The organism is Bordetella genomosp. 13, from assembly GCF_002119665.1.
Classification (GTDB): domain Bacteria; phylum Pseudomonadota; class Gammaproteobacteria; order Burkholderiales; family Burkholderiaceae_B; genus Bordetella.
Genome location: NZ_CP021111.1, coordinates 381,872 through 399,627 on the forward strand (window position 1 = coordinate 381,872; position 17,756 = coordinate 399,627).

18 protein-coding genes are annotated in these 17,756 nt (G+C 67.7%); 6 read left to right on the forward strand and 12 right to left on the reverse strand.

What is annotated here, in order from left to right:
* Nucleotides 1-14: 14 nt before the first annotated feature.
* From trpC to CAL15_RS01775, 4 genes are all read right to left on the reverse strand, one after another.
* Nucleotides 15-803 carry an indole-3-glycerol phosphate synthase TrpC gene (gene trpC, locus CAL15_RS01760; protein WP_086077056.1) on the reverse strand — a complete coding sequence of 263 codons (789 nt, stop codon included), beginning with the start codon at nucleotides 801-803 and terminating at the stop codon, nucleotides 15-17.
* Entirely contained in the window at nucleotides 800-1,828 is a 1,029-nt protein-coding gene (gene trpD, locus CAL15_RS01765) for an anthranilate phosphoribosyltransferase (RefSeq protein WP_086077057.1), read from the reverse strand. The genes trpC and trpD overlap by 4 nt, the downstream gene beginning before the upstream one ends.
* A 23-nt stretch (nucleotides 1,829-1,851) precedes the next feature.
* Nucleotides 1,852-2,418 (reverse strand): aminodeoxychorismate/anthranilate synthase component II, encoded by a 567-nt coding sequence (locus CAL15_RS01770; RefSeq protein ID WP_086077058.1) that lies wholly within the window; start codon nucleotides 2,416-2,418, stop codon nucleotides 1,852-1,854.
* A 305-nt stretch (nucleotides 2,419-2,723) separates the two neighbouring features.
* Nucleotides 2,724-3,863 carry a TauD/TfdA family dioxygenase gene (locus tag CAL15_RS01775; RefSeq protein WP_086077059.1) on the reverse strand — a complete coding sequence of 380 codons (1,140 nt, stop codon included), beginning with the start codon at nucleotides 3,861-3,863 and terminating at the stop codon, nucleotides 2,724-2,726.
* Between the two features lie 314 nt (nucleotides 3,864-4,177).
* Between CAL15_RS01775 and CAL15_RS01785 the strand changes: the two genes are divergently transcribed.
* The gene (locus CAL15_RS01785; protein ID WP_086077061.1) at nucleotides 4,178-4,609 is read left to right on the forward strand and encodes a hypothetical protein; all 432 of its coding nucleotides are present in this window, start codon (nucleotides 4,178-4,180) and stop codon (nucleotides 4,607-4,609) included.
* A 21-nt stretch (nucleotides 4,610-4,630) separates the two neighbouring features.
* Here CAL15_RS01785 and CAL15_RS01790 read toward each other — a convergent pair whose 3' ends face one another.
* Nucleotides 4,631-5,572 carry a LysR substrate-binding domain-containing protein gene (locus tag CAL15_RS01790; RefSeq protein WP_086077062.1) on the reverse strand — a complete coding sequence of 314 codons (942 nt, stop codon included), beginning with the start codon at nucleotides 5,570-5,572 and terminating at the stop codon, nucleotides 4,631-4,633.
* A gap of 135 nt (nucleotides 5,573-5,707) precedes the next feature.
* Between CAL15_RS01790 and CAL15_RS01795 the strand changes: the two genes are divergently transcribed.
* From CAL15_RS01795 to CAL15_RS01805, 3 genes are read left to right on the forward strand one after another with little or no spacing between them, the layout of a single operon-like run.
* The gene (locus CAL15_RS01795) at nucleotides 5,708-6,901 is read left to right on the forward strand and encodes a CaiB/BaiF CoA transferase family protein (RefSeq protein ID WP_086077063.1); all 1,194 of its coding nucleotides are present in this window, start codon (nucleotides 5,708-5,710) and stop codon (nucleotides 6,899-6,901) included.
* A 10-nt stretch (nucleotides 6,902-6,911) separates the two neighbouring features.
* Nucleotides 6,912-7,730 (forward strand): citryl-CoA lyase, encoded by an 819-nt coding sequence (locus CAL15_RS01800; protein ID WP_086077064.1) that lies wholly within the window; start codon nucleotides 6,912-6,914, stop codon nucleotides 7,728-7,730.
* A gap of 46 nt (nucleotides 7,731-7,776) precedes the next feature.
* On the forward strand, nucleotides 7,777-8,778 hold the full coding sequence (locus CAL15_RS01805) for a Bug family tripartite tricarboxylate transporter substrate binding protein (protein WP_086077065.1): 1,002 nt from the start codon (nucleotides 7,777-7,779) through the stop codon (nucleotides 8,776-8,778).
* On the opposite strand, the gene CAL15_RS01810 is transcribed toward CAL15_RS01805, so the two are convergent.
* Genes CAL15_RS01810 through CAL15_RS01830 form a run of 5 tightly spaced genes read right to left on the reverse strand, consistent with a single transcriptional unit; the run spans nucleotide 8,766 to nucleotide 12,906 of the window.
* Nucleotides 8,766-10,439 carry a methyl-accepting chemotaxis protein gene (locus tag CAL15_RS01810; protein ID WP_086077066.1) on the reverse strand — a complete coding sequence of 558 codons (1,674 nt, stop codon included), beginning with the start codon at nucleotides 10,437-10,439 and terminating at the stop codon, nucleotides 8,766-8,768. The genes CAL15_RS01805 and CAL15_RS01810 overlap by 13 nt on opposite strands.
* A 45-nt stretch (nucleotides 10,440-10,484) precedes the next feature.
* On the reverse strand, nucleotides 10,485-10,961 hold the full coding sequence (locus CAL15_RS01815) for a DoxX family protein (protein ID WP_420042528.1): 477 nt from the start codon (nucleotides 10,959-10,961) through the stop codon (nucleotides 10,485-10,487).
* The gene (locus CAL15_RS01820) at nucleotides 10,912-11,757 is read right to left on the reverse strand and encodes an HvfC/BufC N-terminal domain-containing protein (RefSeq protein WP_086077068.1); all 846 of its coding nucleotides are present in this window, start codon (nucleotides 11,755-11,757) and stop codon (nucleotides 10,912-10,914) included. The genes CAL15_RS01815 and CAL15_RS01820 overlap by 50 nt, the downstream gene beginning before the upstream one ends.
* Nucleotides 11,757-12,590 (reverse strand): MNIO family bufferin maturase, encoded by an 834-nt coding sequence (gene bufB, locus CAL15_RS01825; RefSeq protein WP_086077069.1) that lies wholly within the window; start codon nucleotides 12,588-12,590, stop codon nucleotides 11,757-11,759. Before bufB ends, CAL15_RS01820 begins: the two co-directional genes overlap by 1 nt.
* Before the next feature lie 22 nt (nucleotides 12,591-12,612).
* Nucleotides 12,613-12,906 carry a BufA1 family periplasmic bufferin-type metallophore gene (locus tag CAL15_RS01830; RefSeq protein WP_086077070.1) on the reverse strand — a complete coding sequence of 98 codons (294 nt, stop codon included), beginning with the start codon at nucleotides 12,904-12,906 and terminating at the stop codon, nucleotides 12,613-12,615.
* Nucleotides 12,907-13,165: 259 nt separating this feature from the next.
* On the opposite strand from CAL15_RS01830, the gene CAL15_RS01835 reads away from it, so the two are divergent.
* A complete protein-coding gene (locus tag CAL15_RS01835) occupies nucleotides 13,166-13,738 on the forward strand; it encodes a sigma-70 family RNA polymerase sigma factor (protein ID WP_086077071.1) in 573 nt (190 codons plus the stop codon).
* Nucleotides 13,735-14,376 carry a DUF1109 domain-containing protein gene (locus CAL15_RS01840; RefSeq protein WP_086077072.1) on the forward strand — a complete coding sequence of 214 codons (642 nt, stop codon included), beginning with the start codon at nucleotides 13,735-13,737 and terminating at the stop codon, nucleotides 14,374-14,376. The genes CAL15_RS01835 and CAL15_RS01840 overlap by 4 nt, the downstream gene beginning before the upstream one ends.
* 36 nt (nucleotides 14,377-14,412) lie before the next feature.
* On the opposite strand, the gene CAL15_RS01845 is transcribed toward CAL15_RS01840, so the two are convergent.
* Together CAL15_RS01845 and CAL15_RS01850 are read right to left on the reverse strand one after the other, a co-directional pair.
* Nucleotides 14,413-15,753: a PQQ-dependent sugar dehydrogenase gene (locus tag CAL15_RS01845; protein WP_086077073.1), complete on the reverse strand. Its 1,341-nt coding sequence runs from the start codon at nucleotides 15,751-15,753 to the stop codon at nucleotides 14,413-14,415.
* Nucleotides 15,754-15,920: 167 nt separating this feature from the next.
* Nucleotides 15,921-17,489: an anthranilate synthase component I family protein gene (locus CAL15_RS01850; protein ID WP_086077074.1), complete on the reverse strand. Its 1,569-nt coding sequence runs from the start codon at nucleotides 17,487-17,489 to the stop codon at nucleotides 15,921-15,923.
* Between the last annotated feature and the right edge of the window lie 267 nt (nucleotides 17,490-17,756).

Below are 17,756 nucleotides of genomic sequence, written 5' to 3' on the forward strand. Positions count from 1 at the left end.
AGCGAACGCCGTTCTCAACCCATCAGTCGCGCCAGTTCCGCCCCCGGCTCGGGCGCGCGCATGAAGGCCTCGCCCACCAGGAACGCGTCGACCTTATTGCGACGCATCAGCTGCACGTCTTCACGCGACAGGATGCCGCTTTCGGTCACCACGCGCTTGCCGGCGGGAATGGAGGGCAGCAGGTCCAGCGTGGTCTGCAGGCTGGTTTCGAAGGTGCGCAGGTTGCGGTTGTTGATGCCCACCAGCGGCGTCTTCAGCGCGAGCGCGACGTCGAGTTCCTGCGCGTCGTGCACCTCGACCAGCACGTCCATGCCCAGCTCCATCGCCACCGTTTCCATCTCGGCCAGCTGCGCCGGCGACAGCGCCGCCACGATGAGCAGCACGGCGTCGGCGCCCATCGCGCGGGCCGCGACGATCTGGTAGGGATCGATGATGAAATCCTTGCGCAGCACGGGCAGCGGGCACGAGGCGCGGGCGCGGCGCAGGTTGTCGTGCGAGCCTTGGAAGAACTGCACGTCGGTCAGCACCGACAGGCAGGCCGCGCCATGCGCTGCGTACGAGGCGGCGATCTCGGCCGGGTCGAAGTGCTCGCGCAGCACGCCCTTGGACGGCGAGGCCTTCTTGACCTCGGCGATGACGCCGGCCTTGCCCTGCGCGATCTTGTCTTCGATAGCCTGGGCGAAGCCGCGCACGTCCTGGCGCGCCTGCGCCTCGCGCAGCAGCTCGGCTTCGCTGCGCATCTGGCGTGCAGCGGCGACTTCCTCGGCCTTCACGGCCAGGATCTTCGCGAGTATGTCGTTCATGGGTATTTCCGGGTATGTGCGCAGAATTCCTCGAGCTTGGCCCGGGCTGCGCCGTTAGCAATCAGTTCGAAGGCCAGTGCCAGCGCCTGCGGAATCGAGTCGGCCTTGTTCCCGGCATAGATGGCCAGGCCTGCGTTCAGCGCGACGATGTCGCGGGCGGCGCCTTCGACATTATCCAACGCCTCGATGACCATTTCGCGGGACTCCTCGCGATTGGACACCTTGATAGTGCGGTTGGACATCATGGATAGTCCGTAGTCCTCGGGATGGATCTCGTACTCGCGCACGACGTCGTCTTTCAATTCGCCCACCAATGTTGCGGCGCCCAGCGAGGCTTCGTCCATGCCGTCCTTGCCATGCACCACCAGCACGTGTTTCGAGCCCAGCCGCTGCAGCACGCGCACCTGGATGCCGACCAGGTCGGGGTGGAATACGCCCATCAACTGGTTGCCCGCGCCGGCGGGATTGGTCAGGGGCCCAAGGATATTGAATATGGTGCGCACGCCAAGTTCCTTGCGGACCGCCGCCACGTTCTTCATGGCGCCATGGTGCGCGGGCGCGAACATGAAACCGATGCCCGTCTCTTCGATGCATTCCGCGACCTGCGCGGGCGTGAGCTGCAGGTTGGCGCCCAGCGCCTCGAGCACGTCGGCGCTGCCCGAAGAGGACGACGCGCTGCGGTTGCCATGCTTGGCGATCTTCACGCCGGCCGCGGCGGCCACGAACATCGACGTGGTCGAGATGTTGAACGTATGGCTCCCGTCGCCGCCGGTGCCGCACATGTCGAGCAACTGGTCGGGGTTCGGCGTGATGACGGGCGTGGCGAACTCGCGCATCACCTGCGCGGCCGCGGTGATCTCGCCGACGGTCTCCTTCTTCACGCGCAGGCCCATCAGCAGCGCGCTGGCGATCTGCGGCGACATCTCGCCGCGCATCAGCATGCGCATCAGGTGCAGCATCTCGTCGTGGAAGATCTCGCGGTGCTCGATGCAGCGGGTCAGCGCTTCGGTGGGAGAGATGGTCATGGACGTTGCCTCTGTGCGTGTGATTATTGGATCTGCAGAAAGTTGCGCAGCAGGGCGTGGCCATGCTCGCTCAGGACGGATTCGGGATGGAATTGCACGCCGTAGATGGGCAGCGTCTTGTGCCGCACGCCCATGATGTCGCCGTCGTCCGCCGTGGCGGTGACTTCCAGGCAGTCGGGCAGCGTGCCCGGGTCTATCGTCAGCGAGTTGTAGCGGATGGCCGTGTAGGGCGTGGGCAGCCCTTCGAAGACATCTGTGCCGCGGTGAGAGATCTGCACCGTCTTGCCGTGCATGATCTGCCGGGCTCGCACGATGTCGCCTCCATAGGCCGCTCCGATGGCCTGGTGCCCCAGGCACACGCCCAGGATGGGCACCTGCCCGGCGAAGCGCTGGATCAGCGGCACCGACACGCCCGCCTCGGCCGGCGAGCAGGGGCCGGGCGAGACGCAGATGCGCGATGGCCGCAGCGCGGCGATCTCGTCCAGCGTGATCTGGTCGTTGCGCGCCACGCGCACGTCCACGCCCAGTTCGCCGAAATACTGGACCAGGTTGTAGGTAAACGAATCGTAGTTGTCTAGCATCAACAGCATGGGCAATCTCCTTGTTCCTGGAGCCGCCGTGCCGGAGAGCTATCTGAGATGCGAACCTGTCACCGGTACCGGCGGCAGGATGCAGTGTGAAACCGCAACGACATGCCGCTTCCTAGCGGAAGCGCCACCACTGAGAGACAGGGGTCGTAGCGATAAAAGGCATGACAGATATGAGGTGGATGGTGTCGTCGCGCGGGCTTGCCGGCTTCGTCAGCCCGCCGCCAGACTGCCAGGCGGACGTACGTTGCGTGGGATTCTAGCCTGTCGAACTTGTCATGTCGAGCTTCGTTCGACAGGCTGGCGTCTTACGCGGCAACAGCCGGAGCTACGTCTTCTTTCAGCACCAGAGGGCGCCAGGGCCTCAGCGGCATGCCCAGGGTCGCCGCCTGGCGCTTCTCGTAGTCCAGGAACTCCTGGGTGATGGCGCTGCCGCGCACCCCGCCGCGCACCGCGCCGGCACGCACGTCGCCGTAATACTCGGCCCAATCGTCAGGCAGGGGCTGCGAACCCGGCACCGCCAGCCACAGGCGGTACAGATGGCGCTTCTGGTCGGGATCGTCGTGGTCTTCGAAGGGCGTGCGCGAATGCAGGGTCACGTAGTTGTTCAGCAGCTGCAGGTCGCCGCGCTCCAGTTCCATCGAATAGCACAGCTCGTCGCTGGGCAGCAGCTCGTCCAGCAGGTCCAGGGCTTCTTCCTGCTGCGGCGTCAGGCGCGGCACCTCGGAGAAGTCGCGCTGGGCGGCCACGGTGTTCTTGCGGTTGGTGCGCGCCGAGAAGAACTCGGGATGGCTGCCGAAGATCGGGCAGCGATAGTAGGGCGGCTGGCTGGGGTCCTGCGTGCCCTGGTAGCTGTGGAAGAAGGGGCCTTCCAGCACCGGAATCAGGTCGGGACGGCGGCGCCGCACCGCGTCGCGCAGGGCGATGGAGCTCACCACCTTGCTCTGGCCGCCCGACTTGGCGGTGCGGCGGCACAGCAGCGCCACCACGTCGCACGAGTCCTGATGAAAGTCCAGGCCGGCATTGGTGTTGTAGCCGCGGCCGCCTTTCACTTTGTACTCGCCGCCCTCGTTGCGCACGTCGTTGATGAACTGGCTGGCGCGGTTCTGCGTGCGGCCCACGCCCACGTACAGGCTCATGCCCCAGTAGGCCAGTCGCGATTCGTCTTCCGTCCATTCGTCCACCGGAAAGCCCTTCACCAGGCACATGCCCCAGCGACCTTGCGTGGTGGCGATGGCGCGGGCCAACGCGTCGCGGCTGGCTGGCGGCAAGGGGAAATCTGATTGCTCCATGGCCAGCAGCGGCTTGGGATGCGATTTCGCATAGGCCAGCGCATCGCGCACGCCCTGGATCGCCTGTGGCGTCAGGCGAAGCATCCACGAGTTGTCCTGGCGGACCTGTTCCGCCGTCCAGGCCTGGGGGCGTTCTCGTTGCGTTTCGGTTTGCATAGGCTGTGTCCTGCATGTCGTATGCAAGCAGTCTAGGCAACGTCGTTAGATTAAAAAAGCGAACTTATTTGACGAACTTCATAAGAAAATTTGAACAGATGCAGGCAGCGGCAGCGGCTGCGGCCAGGGTCCGCGCCATCAACGGAATTCGCCTGGCGACGAAGAGACTCGACAAATGTCCGTCTCTTTGGGAATGTTTCGTGCGGTGCATGACGAAAGCCCTGTGGGCGATCCGGTCTCCCAGGGGCTGGCTGGCGGCATCCTGCATGCCGCCGTAGACTGGCCGTCAGGTTTTCCACTCGAAGGAGCGATCGATGTCATCCAGGTTTCATCAAGCCAAGCTCGCGTGCGTCGCCGTGGCGATGCTGGTTGCTTCGGGGGCAGCGTGGTCCCAGGACGGCAAGCCCGAAGTGCGCACGCTGGGCGCTATCAGCTATGTCAGCGGTGGGGTCGGGCACGAGGAAGTCACCTACATGCGCTCGATCAGTTCCCAGTACAACCTTCAGCTGCTGTTCGCGTTGTCGGATGGCGGCGCCTACGTGTCCGACGTGGACGTCCGCATCAAGAGCGAGTCGGGACAGGAATTGATGGCGGTGAAGTCGGACGGGCCGATGTTCTATGCGAAGCTGCCTGCCGGCACGTATGAGGTCACCGCGACCTATGGCGGCAAGCCTCAGACCAGGAAGGCCACCGTGGCCGACAAGGGCGCGGCGTCGATGAAGTTCTCGTGGGCGGGGCCGACCTGACGCGTCGGCGGTTGCCTGGCGTCAGGTCGACGGCGGCTTGGCGGCTGCCTTCGGCGCGCGGGTCCGGGCCTCGGCCTGGCGCCCGTGCCGCGCCGCGGTCTGGCGCAGCAGCGCCGCGAAGGCGCGCGACAGGCGCGTCTGTTCCACGTCGGCACGCACCAGCAAGCCCGGCGTGCGTATCGGCGTGGGGCTTTCCATGGGCACCAGCACTACGTCCAGTCCCGGCGGCACCCCGCTGGCCGCGGCGATGGTCGCGATGCGCATGCGCGCGGCCAGGCCCAGCAAGGCCGGCAGGCTGTTCATCTCGGCGCACACCAGGGGCTGCGCGCCCGCGGCCGCGAAGCACTCGTCCAGCATGCGGCGCGTGGAAAACGAGGCGGGCAGCAGCGCCATCGGCTCGCGGTGCAATTCGATCATGCGAATGCGCTTGCGGCGTGCCAGAGGATGCCTGGCGCCCACGGCCAGCATCAGCTCTTCGTTGAACAGCGGCTCGAAGCGCAGGCCCAGCGGTAGTATGGGCCGATAGGCCACGCCCAGGTCCAGCTGGCCGTTGGTGAGGCGCGTGACGATGCCATCGGCCGACAGCTCTTCCACGGAAATGCGCACGGTCGGATTGCGGGACAGGAACAGCGCCACGCATTCGGGAACGATGCTGAGATTGAATGTGTGGGTGGCCGCCACGCGGATCGAGCCCGACATCGGCGATTCCGCCGCCTTCAGTTCGCCCAGGCCCTGGTCTACCTCTTGCAGGGCGCGCGTGGCATAGCCCAGGAATGCCTCGCCTGATTCGGTAAGCGCCACCCGCTTGCCCACGCGGTCGAACAGCCGGCAGCCGATCTCGTCTTCGAGCTGGCGGATCTGGTGCGACAGCGTGGATTGCGTGACGTGCACGCGCTGCGCGGCCCGCGTGAAGTTCAGCGAGCCGGCCACCGCCACGAAATACCGGAGATGCCGCAATTCCATCAATGGCCGTCCGAATGATCGATGCCATCAATGATAATCAGCAAAATTAACCATTTCCACAATTTGTAGCCGCCCTTTACGCTGCGGTCTCCGCAATGCCAGCCGCCACACGAGCCGGCGGCCAGGAGACACACCATGCATCACGACCGTACCCCGCAGACGGACCCGCCCAGGACTGCCAAGGTTCTGGAGGGCATTACCGTGCTGGAGCAGGGCACGTTCATTACCGGACCGGCGGCGGGGATGCTGCTGGCCGACCTGGGCGCGGACGTCATCAAGATCGAGCAGCCGGGTGCGGGCGATCCGTTCCGCGCGTTTCGCGGCGGCCTGTACAGCCCGCACTTCCAGACCTACAACCGCAACAAGCGCAGCATCACGCTGAACACCAAGACGCCGGAGGACGCTGCGGTGTTCGACGAGCTGGTGCAGCGTGCGGACGTCTACATCCAGAATTTCCGTCCCGGCGCGGCCGAACGTCTGGGGGCGGGCGAGGCGCGGCTGCGGGAATTGAATCCGCGCCTGATCTATTGCGCCATCAGCGGATTCGGCCAGACCGGCCCCTCGGCCGGGCGCCCGGCCTACGACACGGTGGCCCAGGCCGCCAGCGGTTTCCTGAACCTGCTGGTCAATCCCGCGAACCCGCGCGTCGTGGGCCCCGCCATCGCCGATTCGCTGACGGGCTTCTACGCCGCCTACGGCATCCTGGGCGCGCTGGTGGAACGCGCGCGCACCGGCGTGGGCCGCAGCGTCGAGGTCTCGATGCTCGAGGCCATGTGCCATTTCAACCTCGACGCCTTCACGCATTACTTCTCCGAAGGCGAGGTGATGGGGCCCTACAGCCGCCCCAGCGTCTCGCAGTCGTACACGCTGCGCTGCGGCGATGGCCGCTGGGTGGCGCTGCACATGTCCTCGCCCGAGAAGTTCTGGCGCGGCCTGGCCGTCGCCATCGAGCGTCCGACGCTGTTCGACGATCCGCGCTATGCCACGCGCGAGGGCCGCATCGAGCACCAGGAGCAGTTGATCGAACTGCTGGGCGAGATCTTCGCCACGCGCACGCGCGACGAATGGTGCGAGCGCCTGCTGGCGCAGGACGTGCCGCATGCGCCCATGTACGACACCAGCGAGGCCTTGCGGGATCCGCAGGCGCGCCACCTCGAGCTGGAGGTCGTGGGCCGCCATCCCGTGATGGGCGAATGGCGCACCGTGCGCTCGCCCGTCAGCTTCGATGGCGTGCGCGACACGCACGTGGTGCCGCCGCCCATCCTGGGCGAGCACAACGACGAGGTGCGAGCCGAACTGCGTGCGCGCGACGCGTCCGCCACTGAATGAAGGACTCGAGATGAAGATCGGCAAGACCACTGTTCCGCATACTTCCATCAGCACGTCCGACGCGCACACCATAGTGGTGCGCGGCCAGGACCTGTGCAAGGACTTGATCGGCAAGATCTCGTTCACCGACTATTTCCACCTGCTGCTGACGGGCAGGCGCCCCGACGCGGCGGCCACCGCGGTCATCGACGCGACGCTGGTGGCCATCGCCGAGCACGGGCTGGTGCCCAGCGTGCAGGCCAGCCGCATGACCCTGGCCGCCGCGCCCGACGCACTGCAGGGCGCCGTCGCCGCGGGCATCCTGGGCTGCGGCTCGGTGATACTGGGCGCATCGGAGACGGCCGGCAGGATGTTCCACGAGATCGAGGAACGCGCCAAGGCGGACGGCACGGACCTCGATGCCGCCGCGCTGGCCGTGCTGCGCGAGTACCGCGCCGCGCGCCGCGCGATTCCGGGCTATGGACATCCACTGCACAAGGAGCGCGATCCGCGCGTGGGCCGCCTGTTCGACGTGGCGCGCGAATGCGGCGCCTCGCTGGCCTACGTGCACATCGCCGAGGCGGTCGAGCGCGCCATCCCGCAGATACTGGGCAAGGAATTGAAGCTCAACGTGTCGGCCGCCATCCCGGCCGTGCTGCTGGGCGTGGGCTTTCCGCTGCTTGCCCTGAAGGGCGTGCCCATCCTGGCCCGCACCGCGGGCCTGATCGCACATCTGAACGAAGAGCTGGAGCAGTCCATCGGCTTCGCGCTGTCGTACCAGGCCGCGCGAGAAGTGCAGTACGACGGCGCACTGCCGCCAGGGTTCGGCACGGCTGCGGACCCGCACTGATTCCACCCATCCGGGCAATCCAAGAAGAGAGAGAGAGGAGAGACACATGGCAATCATCAAATCCCCCACCGGTGCGCGTGCGCTGCGCCGGTCGCTGCTCGGCCTGACGCTGGCTACGGGACTGCTGGCCCAGTTGCCCGCGGCCGCGCAATCGCCGGATTTCCCATCGCGTCCGATCAGGATGGTCGTGCCGTTCGGCGCGGGCACTTCCACCGACATCGTGGCACGCGTGATGGCCGAGGCGATGGGCAAGTCGCTGGGCCAGACCGTCATCGTCGAGAACCGCGCCGGCGCGGGCGGCACCATCGGCACGGACTTCGTGGCGCGCGCGCCCGCCGACGGCTACACCATCGTGATGGGCACCGTCGGCACGCACGCCATCAACAAGTCGCTCTACCGCAAGCTGGCCTACGATCCGATCAACGACTTCGCGCCCATCTCGCTGGTCGGGCAGACGCCGACGCTGCTGGTGGTCAGCGCCAACTCGCCCTACAAGACGCTGAAGGACCTGGGCGCCGCGGCCGCCAAGTCGCCCGGCGTCAGCTTCGCCTCCGCGGGCAGCGGCACGTCGGGCCACCTGGCCGGCGAACTGCTGAAGTCGCGACTGGGCGGCGAGATGGTGCACGTGCCGTACAAGGAAGGCAGCATGGCCGTGTCCGACGTGATGTCGGGCCAGGTGCAATTCATGTTCTATCACCCCACCGCCGTGCTGCCGCACATCCGCGCGGGCAAGCTGCGTGCGCTGGGCGCATCCAGCGCGCAGCGCAGCTCGGCCGCGCCCGAGGTGCCGACGGTGGCCGAACAGGTCGGCGGCGATTTCGACCTGGTGGCCTGGTTCATGCTGTACGCGCCGCAGGCCACGCCGGCGCCTGCCTTGCAGAAGCTGCGCAATTCCGCCGCCGCCGCGCTGGCCAGCGCGGACGTGCGATCCAAGCTGAGCGCGCAGGGCCTGGAAAAGGGCGCAGCAACGGATCTGACCGCATTCGGCAAGGCCGAGGTCGCCAAGTGGGCCGACCTGGTGCAGAAGTCCGGCGCTCAGGTCGACTGAGACTGAGTCCGCCGGCGCGCGGCCGGTACATAACCTTCGCCGGGCCGGCCGCGCGTCTGGTCGGACAGCAGTCCCGCTGCTGTGCCGACCAGGCCGACCCGTGCCGGCGGTTCTCCCTCCGGAATGCGGAACGTCGACACGGCTTGCACGACCTCATCGCACCGCGATTTCAGCGCGGTGGCGGCGGTCGCCGTCTCGTCGACCAGTTGGGCATTCTGCTGCGTGACCCGCTCCATCTCGCTGGCGGCCAGGCTGACCTGCTCGATGCTGTCGGACTGCTCGGCCGTGGCTGCCGCGACCTCGTCCAGCGTTTCCATGACCTGGTGCGCGCTCCCGACGATCTGCCGCATGGTCTGATCCGCCTGTGTGGCACGTGCAGCGCCCCGGGCCACTTCGGCGGCCGAATCCTCGATCAGCGCCCTGACTTCGCGCGCGGCTTCCGCGCTGCGCAGCGCCAGGCCGCGAACTTCGGCGGCCACGACGGCGAAGCCCTTGCCATGGCCACCGGCGCGCGCAGCTTCGACGGCCGCGTTCAAGGCCAGCAGGTTGGTCTGGAACGCGATGCCGTCGATCACGCCCACGATGTCCTCGATCTTGCGCGAATGCGCGGATATGCGCTCCATGGTCTGGGTGATCTGCGTCACGGCCTGGCCCGCGAGTTCCGCTTCGTCCGCGGCGCCCCGCGCCAGGTCGCTGGCATGCCGCGCGTGAGCCGCATGCTGCTTCACCGCGCCCGACAGCTGCTCCAGCGTCGTCGCCGTCTGCTCCAGGGCCGCGGCCTGTTGCTCGGTGCGGGCCGCCAAGGCCACGTTGCCGTCGGCGATGTGGCGCGCGCCGTCGTCCACCGCCGCGACGCCCGTGCGGATGGAAGAGACAGTCTGGGTGAGCGCGCGCTGCATGCGTTGCAAGGCGGACAGCAGCGCACCGATCTCGTCGGCGCGGCCGTTCGCCGATACCATTTCGACGAGGTCTCCGCTGGCGAGGCGGTCGAAGTGCCGCGCGGTCCGATGCAGCGGCTCCAACAGGCCGCGTCGGAAGAACGCCGCGCCCAGCATGGCCAACACCGCGGATAGTCCCAGCATGCCGAGCGCGAGCCACGCGGCGCGCGCCGCCAGGGTATCGGCTTGCCGTTGCAAGGCCTGGTGTTTCGACTTGGCCTGGACCAGCACGTCGTGCAATACGGCACCGAAGTCCGCGTCGGCCTGGTCCGCCGTCTGCGTTGCCGCGGCATAGCTGTCCAGCGAGACCTCGTACAGCGCCTCCTCGCGCAGGCCCAGCACCTGCGCGTAGCGGTCGTAGGCCTGCACGGCGCGCGCCGCCCACGGATCGTCGGGCGCCGCGGCGTGGCGGTAGGCCTCGAAGGTCTTGCGGGCCTGCTGGATTGCAGCGGACGCCTTGCGCGTGTAGTCGTTGGCGCCGATCTGGTCGCCGCGCTGCAGGTTGATGTAGGCGTTGTTCATGTTGACCAGCGCGGACAGCAACAGCCGGCCGCTATCCTGCAACGGCTGCATCTGATCGCTGGACAGGCGCGCCATCGCGTCGACCGCGCGGGCGGACTGGCGCGCGTCGCGCCAGGCCAGCCCGGCCGACAGCCACAACGCGATCGAGAAAACGCCCAGCACCAGCCATAATCCGGTGCGCAGCTTCAACTTGGCTAGCATGGCAAGACAGCTCCGTACGGGCGGCGCCCGGGGGACAGTGGACGACTACTTGATTCCGAGTGCGCGATCCAGAGACCATGCGCCGGCGCCGCGGCCTACCAGATACAGCAACGGCGCGGCCCATGACAGATGCGTGGGCCAGGCATCGGGATAGACGAACGTCTGGATGACAGCGGTCATGCCCAGCAGCGCCAGCGCCGAGGCGCGCGTGGCCAGGCCCACGACAAGCAGCAACGGAAAAAGATGCTCGGCGTAGGCGGCCAGGTGCGCCGCCAGTTCCGGCGCGATGAGCGGCAGTCGGTATTCCTCCCGGAACAGCGCATAGGTGCCGTCGGTCACCGTCAGCAGCCCGGTCACTTTGGTGCGGCCCGACAGAAAGAAGATCGCCGCGATGCCCAGGCGCGCGGTCATCGCCAGCAGCGAGTCGCCCAGCAGCCGCGACAGGACCCCGGCGCAGTCGTTCCAGCGTTCGCTAAGCCCGTTGCGTGAGCTTCGGGTGATGGAAGTGGCGGTATTCATCATGTGAGAGCCTCGAGTTGACCGGACCATCGCCCGGCGTGCATGAGAGGTCGATCGAGCCCAACGCGCCCGATTCGATCAGGCCGGCAAGCAATCGTGCGATGTCCAGTGCCGGCTCCGCACCTACGGCGTGCTCGGCGGCCGTCGCCAGCGCCAGTCCCGCCGCGCAGGCGTCCAGGAACGCGCAGGCGCCCGGCCCGGCAGCCTGCCCGCCCACGACGCCATCCTGGCGTGTCATCAAGACGCCGTCGCCTTGCCAGCGCAGTTCGTCAGTCATTGGCGAGGCTGAGCGGTTGGCCTGCCAGATGGCATACACGGGAAGCTCGGCATGCCAAGCCCATCGGGCAGCCGGATGAGGGCGTACGACCAGGCCGCCCAGCGTCTCGCCAGACATTCCGGCGAGCGCCTGGCCGCTCAATGGCGGCAGGTCGGCCGCGCAATGGGATTGCGTCCACAGCCGGTCCAGCCGCGCCACGCCAGGCAGGTACGGCAGTTCGCGCGCAGGCTCGAACCCTTCCAGGAAGTCGGCGAATCCGGCGCCATAGTCCAGCAATGCCGCCGTTGTCGGCGGTTCAATGCGCACGTGGATCGCAGCCGCGGCCCGGAACCAATCGTCGCCCACCAGGCGCGCGACGCTGGGAAAGTTCGCCTGCAATGCGTCGACGCATCCTTTGATGACCGTGTTGCGGTACACCGCGAAGCCGGGCTGCGCCGTCAGGGCCGCCATCGACACCGGCTCATCGCCCGGATGCAGCAAGGCCCGCACAAAGTCGTGCTGGTAATCGGCGAGCGAGCCCATCACGCCGCCTCCTCGTGGACGTCCAGCACCCGCCGCGCGCGTCGCGCTTCGCGCATCAGGTGGGCAAAGGCGGGAATGGCATCGTCGCGTTCGATCAGCGTAGGAAGGGGGCCGGCGAGCTCGATGACATGTTCGTAAAGTGCCCAGACGGCGGGCGCGACAGGGGCATCGTGACTGTCTATCAGTAGGCCGGATGCCGCTTCGTCCCGACTATGCCCCGCCAGATGGATCTCCATCACCGCGTGCAGCGGAAAGGCTTGCAGATAGTGCATCGCGTCGAAGCCCAGGTTGTGCGCGCTGACGTGCACGTTGTTCACGTCCAGCAGCAGGCCGCAGCCCGTGCGGCGGGCCAGTTCGGCCAGGAAATCCGTCTCGCTCCAGTCGTGTCCGTCGATGCGCAGATAGTGCGACGGATTTTCGACCGCGATGCGACGACCCAGTACGTCCTGTGTATGCGCGACGTTGGCGCTGATCCGGGTCAGCGCCGCACGCGTACGCGGGACGGGAAGCAGGTCGGGGTAGTAGTGGCCATTCCAGGCAGACCACGCGAGATGCTCGGACATCAGCACCGGCTCGATGCGGTCGGCCAACCGCGCCAGCCCCCGCAGGTGCTGCTCGTCGAGGGGCGCGTCCGCGGCCAGCGACAGCGCCACGCCGTGCAGCGATATGGGATGACGGCCACGCACCGCCTCGAGCCAGGCCAGGCGCGGCCCGCCCGCGACCAGGTAGTTCTCGGGATGAACCTCGAACCACAGGCCGGGGGCGGACGCCGCGAGCGCGTCCTCGTAGTGCTGCGGCTTCAGGCCGAGGCCGGCGCCGAGGTATGTGGCCATGATGCGGGCGCGCCCTGTCGGATCACGAACCGAGCGGCGTCAGCGAGCCCATGCCCTTGGGAGTCTTGATCGACGTGCACGTGCCGGCCGGCACATTCTTCCAGGCGTTGCCTTGATAATCGACCTTGGAGGTGCCGGCGCACGTGGTGCCCGCGCCGGCCTTGCAGTCGTTCTGGCCGGCCAGCGACACGCCATAGCACTTCTCGACGGCGGTGGGCGCGGCCTTCGAGGAAGACTGGGTTTGTTGCGCCATGGCGGCGCCCGAGGCGAGGGCGCCGAGCGTGAAGGCGACGGTGGCGAGGTTGCGAACGTTCATGGTTTGATTCCTTCAAGAGTGAGTTGCGGTATCGACCTCCGCCACAGCCCGTGCTGCGCGTCGATCTGAGATGTAGTTCGTCGCCGCTCGCCGTCCGGTTACGCCGCACGGCAGATTTTTTTTCTGGCGCGCTGAACGTCCGCCACACCGCGCCGGTCTCTTTCTCGACACATCGACCTTTCCGTCGCGCGGCCGTCGCCGGCGCGGGCAGTAGAATGCGTGGGAATTTTTTTCGACAGCCCTGTAACCAGAACGCGTCATGGAACGAACGACAAAGGGAGGGCCGCAGCAGTCCGTCGAAGCGCGCTTGCAGGCGCTGTTCGCGGCCGGGCTGTCGGGTGACGCGGCCGCCTACCACGCGTTCCTGGACCAGCTCAGCAGCCATCTGCGGGCGTTTCTCAGGAAGCGCCTTTATCGTCTACAGGACGAGGTCGAAGATCTCGTCCAGGAAGTCCTGATTGCCGTGCACAATGGACGCCATACATACCGGCCCGGAGAGCCGCTGACGGCATGGGTGCATGCGATCGCGCGCTACAAGCTGGCGGACTTCCTGCGCGGCCATTCGCGTCACGGATTGCTGAACGACCCCCTGGACGAGCAGATGGACATCTTCGCCTCCAGCGATACCGAGGCGGCTGAAGCGCGGCGCGACGTGGGCAAGCTGCTCGAGCAGTTGCCCGACCGGCAGCGGCTGCCCATCGTGCACGTCAAGCTGCAGGGCCTGTCTGTGGCTGAGACGGCGCAGCTGACGGGCCTGTCGGAGTCCGCGGTGAAGGTCGGGGTGCACCGTGGGTTGAAGGCCCTGGCGGCCAGGATTCGAGGCAAATTATGAAAACAAGTGACATGGTGACGCTGTTGGCTTCCGGCGTCGAACCGGTGGATCGCCGTGTGGTGCCCAAGCGGTTCGCTCTGGCGATACTCGCGGGCGGGCTTGGCTCGGCCTTGTTGATGGTGCTGATGTTCGGCCCGCGGCCGGATCTGGTCGAAGTGATGCGCACGCCGCTGTTTTGGGCCAAGGTGGCGTTTCCCCTGTGCCTGGCGGCCGCCGCGTTGTGGGTTGCCGCGCGCCTGTCGCGGCCGGGCGTGGCCGTGGGAGCAGGCTGGGTGGCCCTGGCCGTGCCTCTCGTGGTGACCTGGCTGGCCTCCGCGTTCGTGTTGCTCGAGGCCTCCGCCGGCGCCCGCGTGCCGTTGGTCCTGGGCAGTACCTGGCGCACCTGCCCGGTCAATATCGCGCTGCTGTCGATCCCGTCATCCCTGGCCGCATGGTGGGCGATCAAGGGGTTGGCACCGACGCGGCCGCGCCTGGCTGGCGCTGCCGGCGGCCTGCTGGCCGGAGCCGTCGCGACCGTCGCCTATTGCCTGCACTGCCCCGAGATGCAGGCGCCGTTCTGGGCGGTGTGGTACGTGCTGGGCATGCTGGTTCCGACCGCGCTGGGCGCGCTGCTCGGGCCGCGCCTGCTGCGCTGGTAGGGTCCGCGCCGCCGGCGCGCGCCGCGGCAGCGCCGCCTACCCAGGCCGCCTGTACGTCACCCGATAGACGGTGCCATTCGCATCCTCGCTGAACAGCATCGAGCCGTCCTTCGCGAAGGTCACGCCCGCCGGTCGGCCCCATACCTCGCTGCCGTCGCCGGCGGTGAAGCCCGTGACGAAGTCCTGGTATTGCCCCGTGGGCTTGCCGTCCTTGAACGGCAACCGCACCACCTTGTAGCCGGTGCGATTGGCGCGATTCCACGAGCCGTGCAGCGTCGCGAACGCGTCGCCCTTCCACTCGTCGGGAAACTGGCCGCCCGGATTGAAGGCCATGCCCAGCGGCGCCGAATGCGCCTGCACCAGCACGTCGGGCACGATCACCTTGTCCGCCAGATCGGGCCGGCGTCCGCCCGAGGCGCGCGTATCCTCGTTCTTGCCGATGTAGTACCACGGCCAGCCATAGAAGCCGCCTTCCTTCACGCTGCTGATGTAGTCCGGCGGCAGGTCATCGCCCAGCATGTCGCGCTCGTTGGTGGCGCAGTACACCGTGTCCGTGCCGGGCTGCAGCGCCAGGCCCGAGCAGTTGCGCACGCCGTTGGCATAGACGCGGCGGTTCTTGCCGTCGGGGTCGTACGCCAGCACCGCGCCCCGGCCTTCTTCCTCGCCCCAGGCGGCGCCCACGCCGTGCGCCTTTTCGTGCGCGGCCAGGTCTGCCGGACGATCGCCCATGCCTTGTCCGGCGTTGCCGTCGGAGCCCACGGCAACGTACAGCACCTTGCCGTCGGCCGAGAACGCGATGTCGCGCGTCCAGTGCCCGCCGGTGGGCAGCTTGGCGATCACGGTCTCGGCCTTGCCGGAGGCCTTCAGGTCGCCGTTCCTGTAGGCATAGCGCACCACGCTCCCCGGCTGCGCCACGTACAGCCACTTCGGCTCCGGCCCGGGCGGATAGAACGCCAGGCCATACGGGTCGTCCAGGCCTTTCGCGAAGTCGGACACCGAGGCTTTTCCATCGGCCTGCTGGCGGATGACCACGACGCGGCCGTTGCGGCTGAGGCTGGCGAACACGTCGCCGTTGGGCGCCACACGCAGGACGCGCACTCCCTCCAGTCCGGTAGCCAGCGTTTCGACGGTGAAGCCCGGCATGGTCTTGGGCGCCGCTCCTGGTGGACGGTCGCCGACGCGCGAGGCGTTCGCGCGCGACGAACGTGGATCGGAGGGCGGCATATCGCCGGGCCGGATGTGGCGCATCACGCCCGGCGCATCGCTGCGCCAGTCGCCATAGGCGCTTGCGCCGGTGCGCACGTCCTGCGCCGCGGCCGGGGCGGCCATCGACAGGACTGCGATTGAACACGCGATTCCGACCAGCTCTTGCTTCATTTGCCGCTCCTGAGTGGGTTGCACCGGGCGCATGCCGCGCGCCCGGCCAGGGTCACCAGCAACGATTTAGGCGGAATCGCCGGATTGCGCAAGTCGCCGCGTGCGGTGCGGCGTGCTTGCCCCGAGGGTGGGGCGTCCCGGCGCAACCACGCGGGCGGCCTGCGCCTTCAGCGCGGTTCGTCCAGCCCGTGCTGCACCTGCTCGGCCGCGCGAAGCACGGCGCGCGCCTTGGCCTCGGTCTCGGCCCATTCGGCCTCGGGGCTGGAGTCGGCGACGATGCCCGCCGCCGCCTGCACGAACAGCGTGCCGTTCTTGATGACGCCGGTGCGGATGGCGATGGCCACGTCCATCTCGCCGCCATAGCTCAGGTAGCCCGCCGCGCCGCCGTAGATGCCTCGCCGCACCGGCTCGAGCTCGTCGATGATCTCCATCGCGCGCACCTTGGGCGCGCCCGTCAGCGTGCCGGCGGGGAAGGCCGCGCGCAGCACGTCCATGCTGGTCATGGACGGATCCAGCGTGCCCGCCACGTTCGACACCAGATGCATGACGTGCGAATAGCGTTCGATGACCATGGTGTCGCTGACCTTCACCGTGCCGGTCTGCGCCACGCGACCCACATCGTTGCGCGCCAGGTCGATCAGCATCACGTGCTCCGCGATCTCCTTGGGATCGGCCTGCAGTTCGCGCGCGAGAGCCGCGTCTTCTTCGGGCGTGCCGCCGCGCTTGCGCGTGCCGGCCAGAGGGCGGATGGTGATCTGCGACTTCGGCTCGCCGTTCTCGACGATGCGCTCCTGCCGCACCAGGATCTCGGGCGATGCGCCCACCACCTGGAAATCGCCGAAGTTCCAGAAGTACATGTAGGGCGAGGGATTGAGCGAACGCAGGGCCCGGTACAGCGACAGCGGCGCGTCGCGAAACGGCTTGGCGATGACCTGTCCCACCTGCACTTGCATCAGGTCGCCCGCCGCGATGTACTCCTTGGCGCGGCGCACGGCGGCCAGATAGTCTTCTTTGGCGAAGTCGCGCCGTTCCTGGGTCTGCATGCTGGCGTGGCTGTACGGAATGTCCACGGGCTTGCGCAGGCGCGCGCGCAGGTCCAGCAGGCGCTGCTGCGCGCGGCTGTAGCTCTCCGGCTGCGCCGGGTCGGCGTACACCATCAGGTAGATGCGGCCGGCCAGGTTGTCGACGATGACCAGTTCATCGACGTGCATCAGCATGATGTCGGGCGTGCCGCCCTCCATGCCGGCCGGGAAGGGCTTCACCGCCGGGCCCAGGCGCGGTTCGATGTGGCGCACGGTGTCATAGCCGAAATAGCCGGCCAGTCCGCCGCAGAAGCGCGGCATGCCCGGGCGCAACGCGACCTTGAAGCGGCCTTGATATTGTTCGATGAAGGCTAGCGGATCGCCTTCATGGCTCTCGACGACCGCGCCGTCGCGCAGCACTTCCGTCAGCGTGCCGCTGGCGCGGATCACCGTGCGCGCGGGCAGGCCGATGAACGAGTAGCGTCCGAAGCGTTCGCCGCCCACCACCGATTCCATCAGGCAGGTGTAGGCGCCGTTCTGGTGGTGTGTCCCGCCGGCCGTCGGCCCCGCGCTGGCCTGCCCGCCCGTCGGGCCGCTGTGGGCCAGCTTCAGGTAGATGGCAAGGGGCGTGTCCAGGTCGGCATAGGTTTCCGCCACCAGGGGAATGCGGTTGTAGCCTTGGGCGGCCAGCGCCTTGAATTCAAGTTCGGTCATGTCGGATCTCATGTTGGGATCAGGATGAGGAACCGGGCGCGCGCAACAAAAAACCCGGTCCTGTGCAGGTTCCGGGTTCGGTATCTTGCTGCTGCGGCGTGGCGCGTGCGCCAACGCCGGGAACGATTCACCGCCACCCGGAGGACGAGCGCCACCAACGCCAGCGGGCGTTTGCGAGGGCCAGTACGGAAGCCGGGGCGGTCATTGGACAGTGGGGTGGGACGAGTGTGTTGAAGAAACGCCCGGCAAATATACCACTGGTTCAAA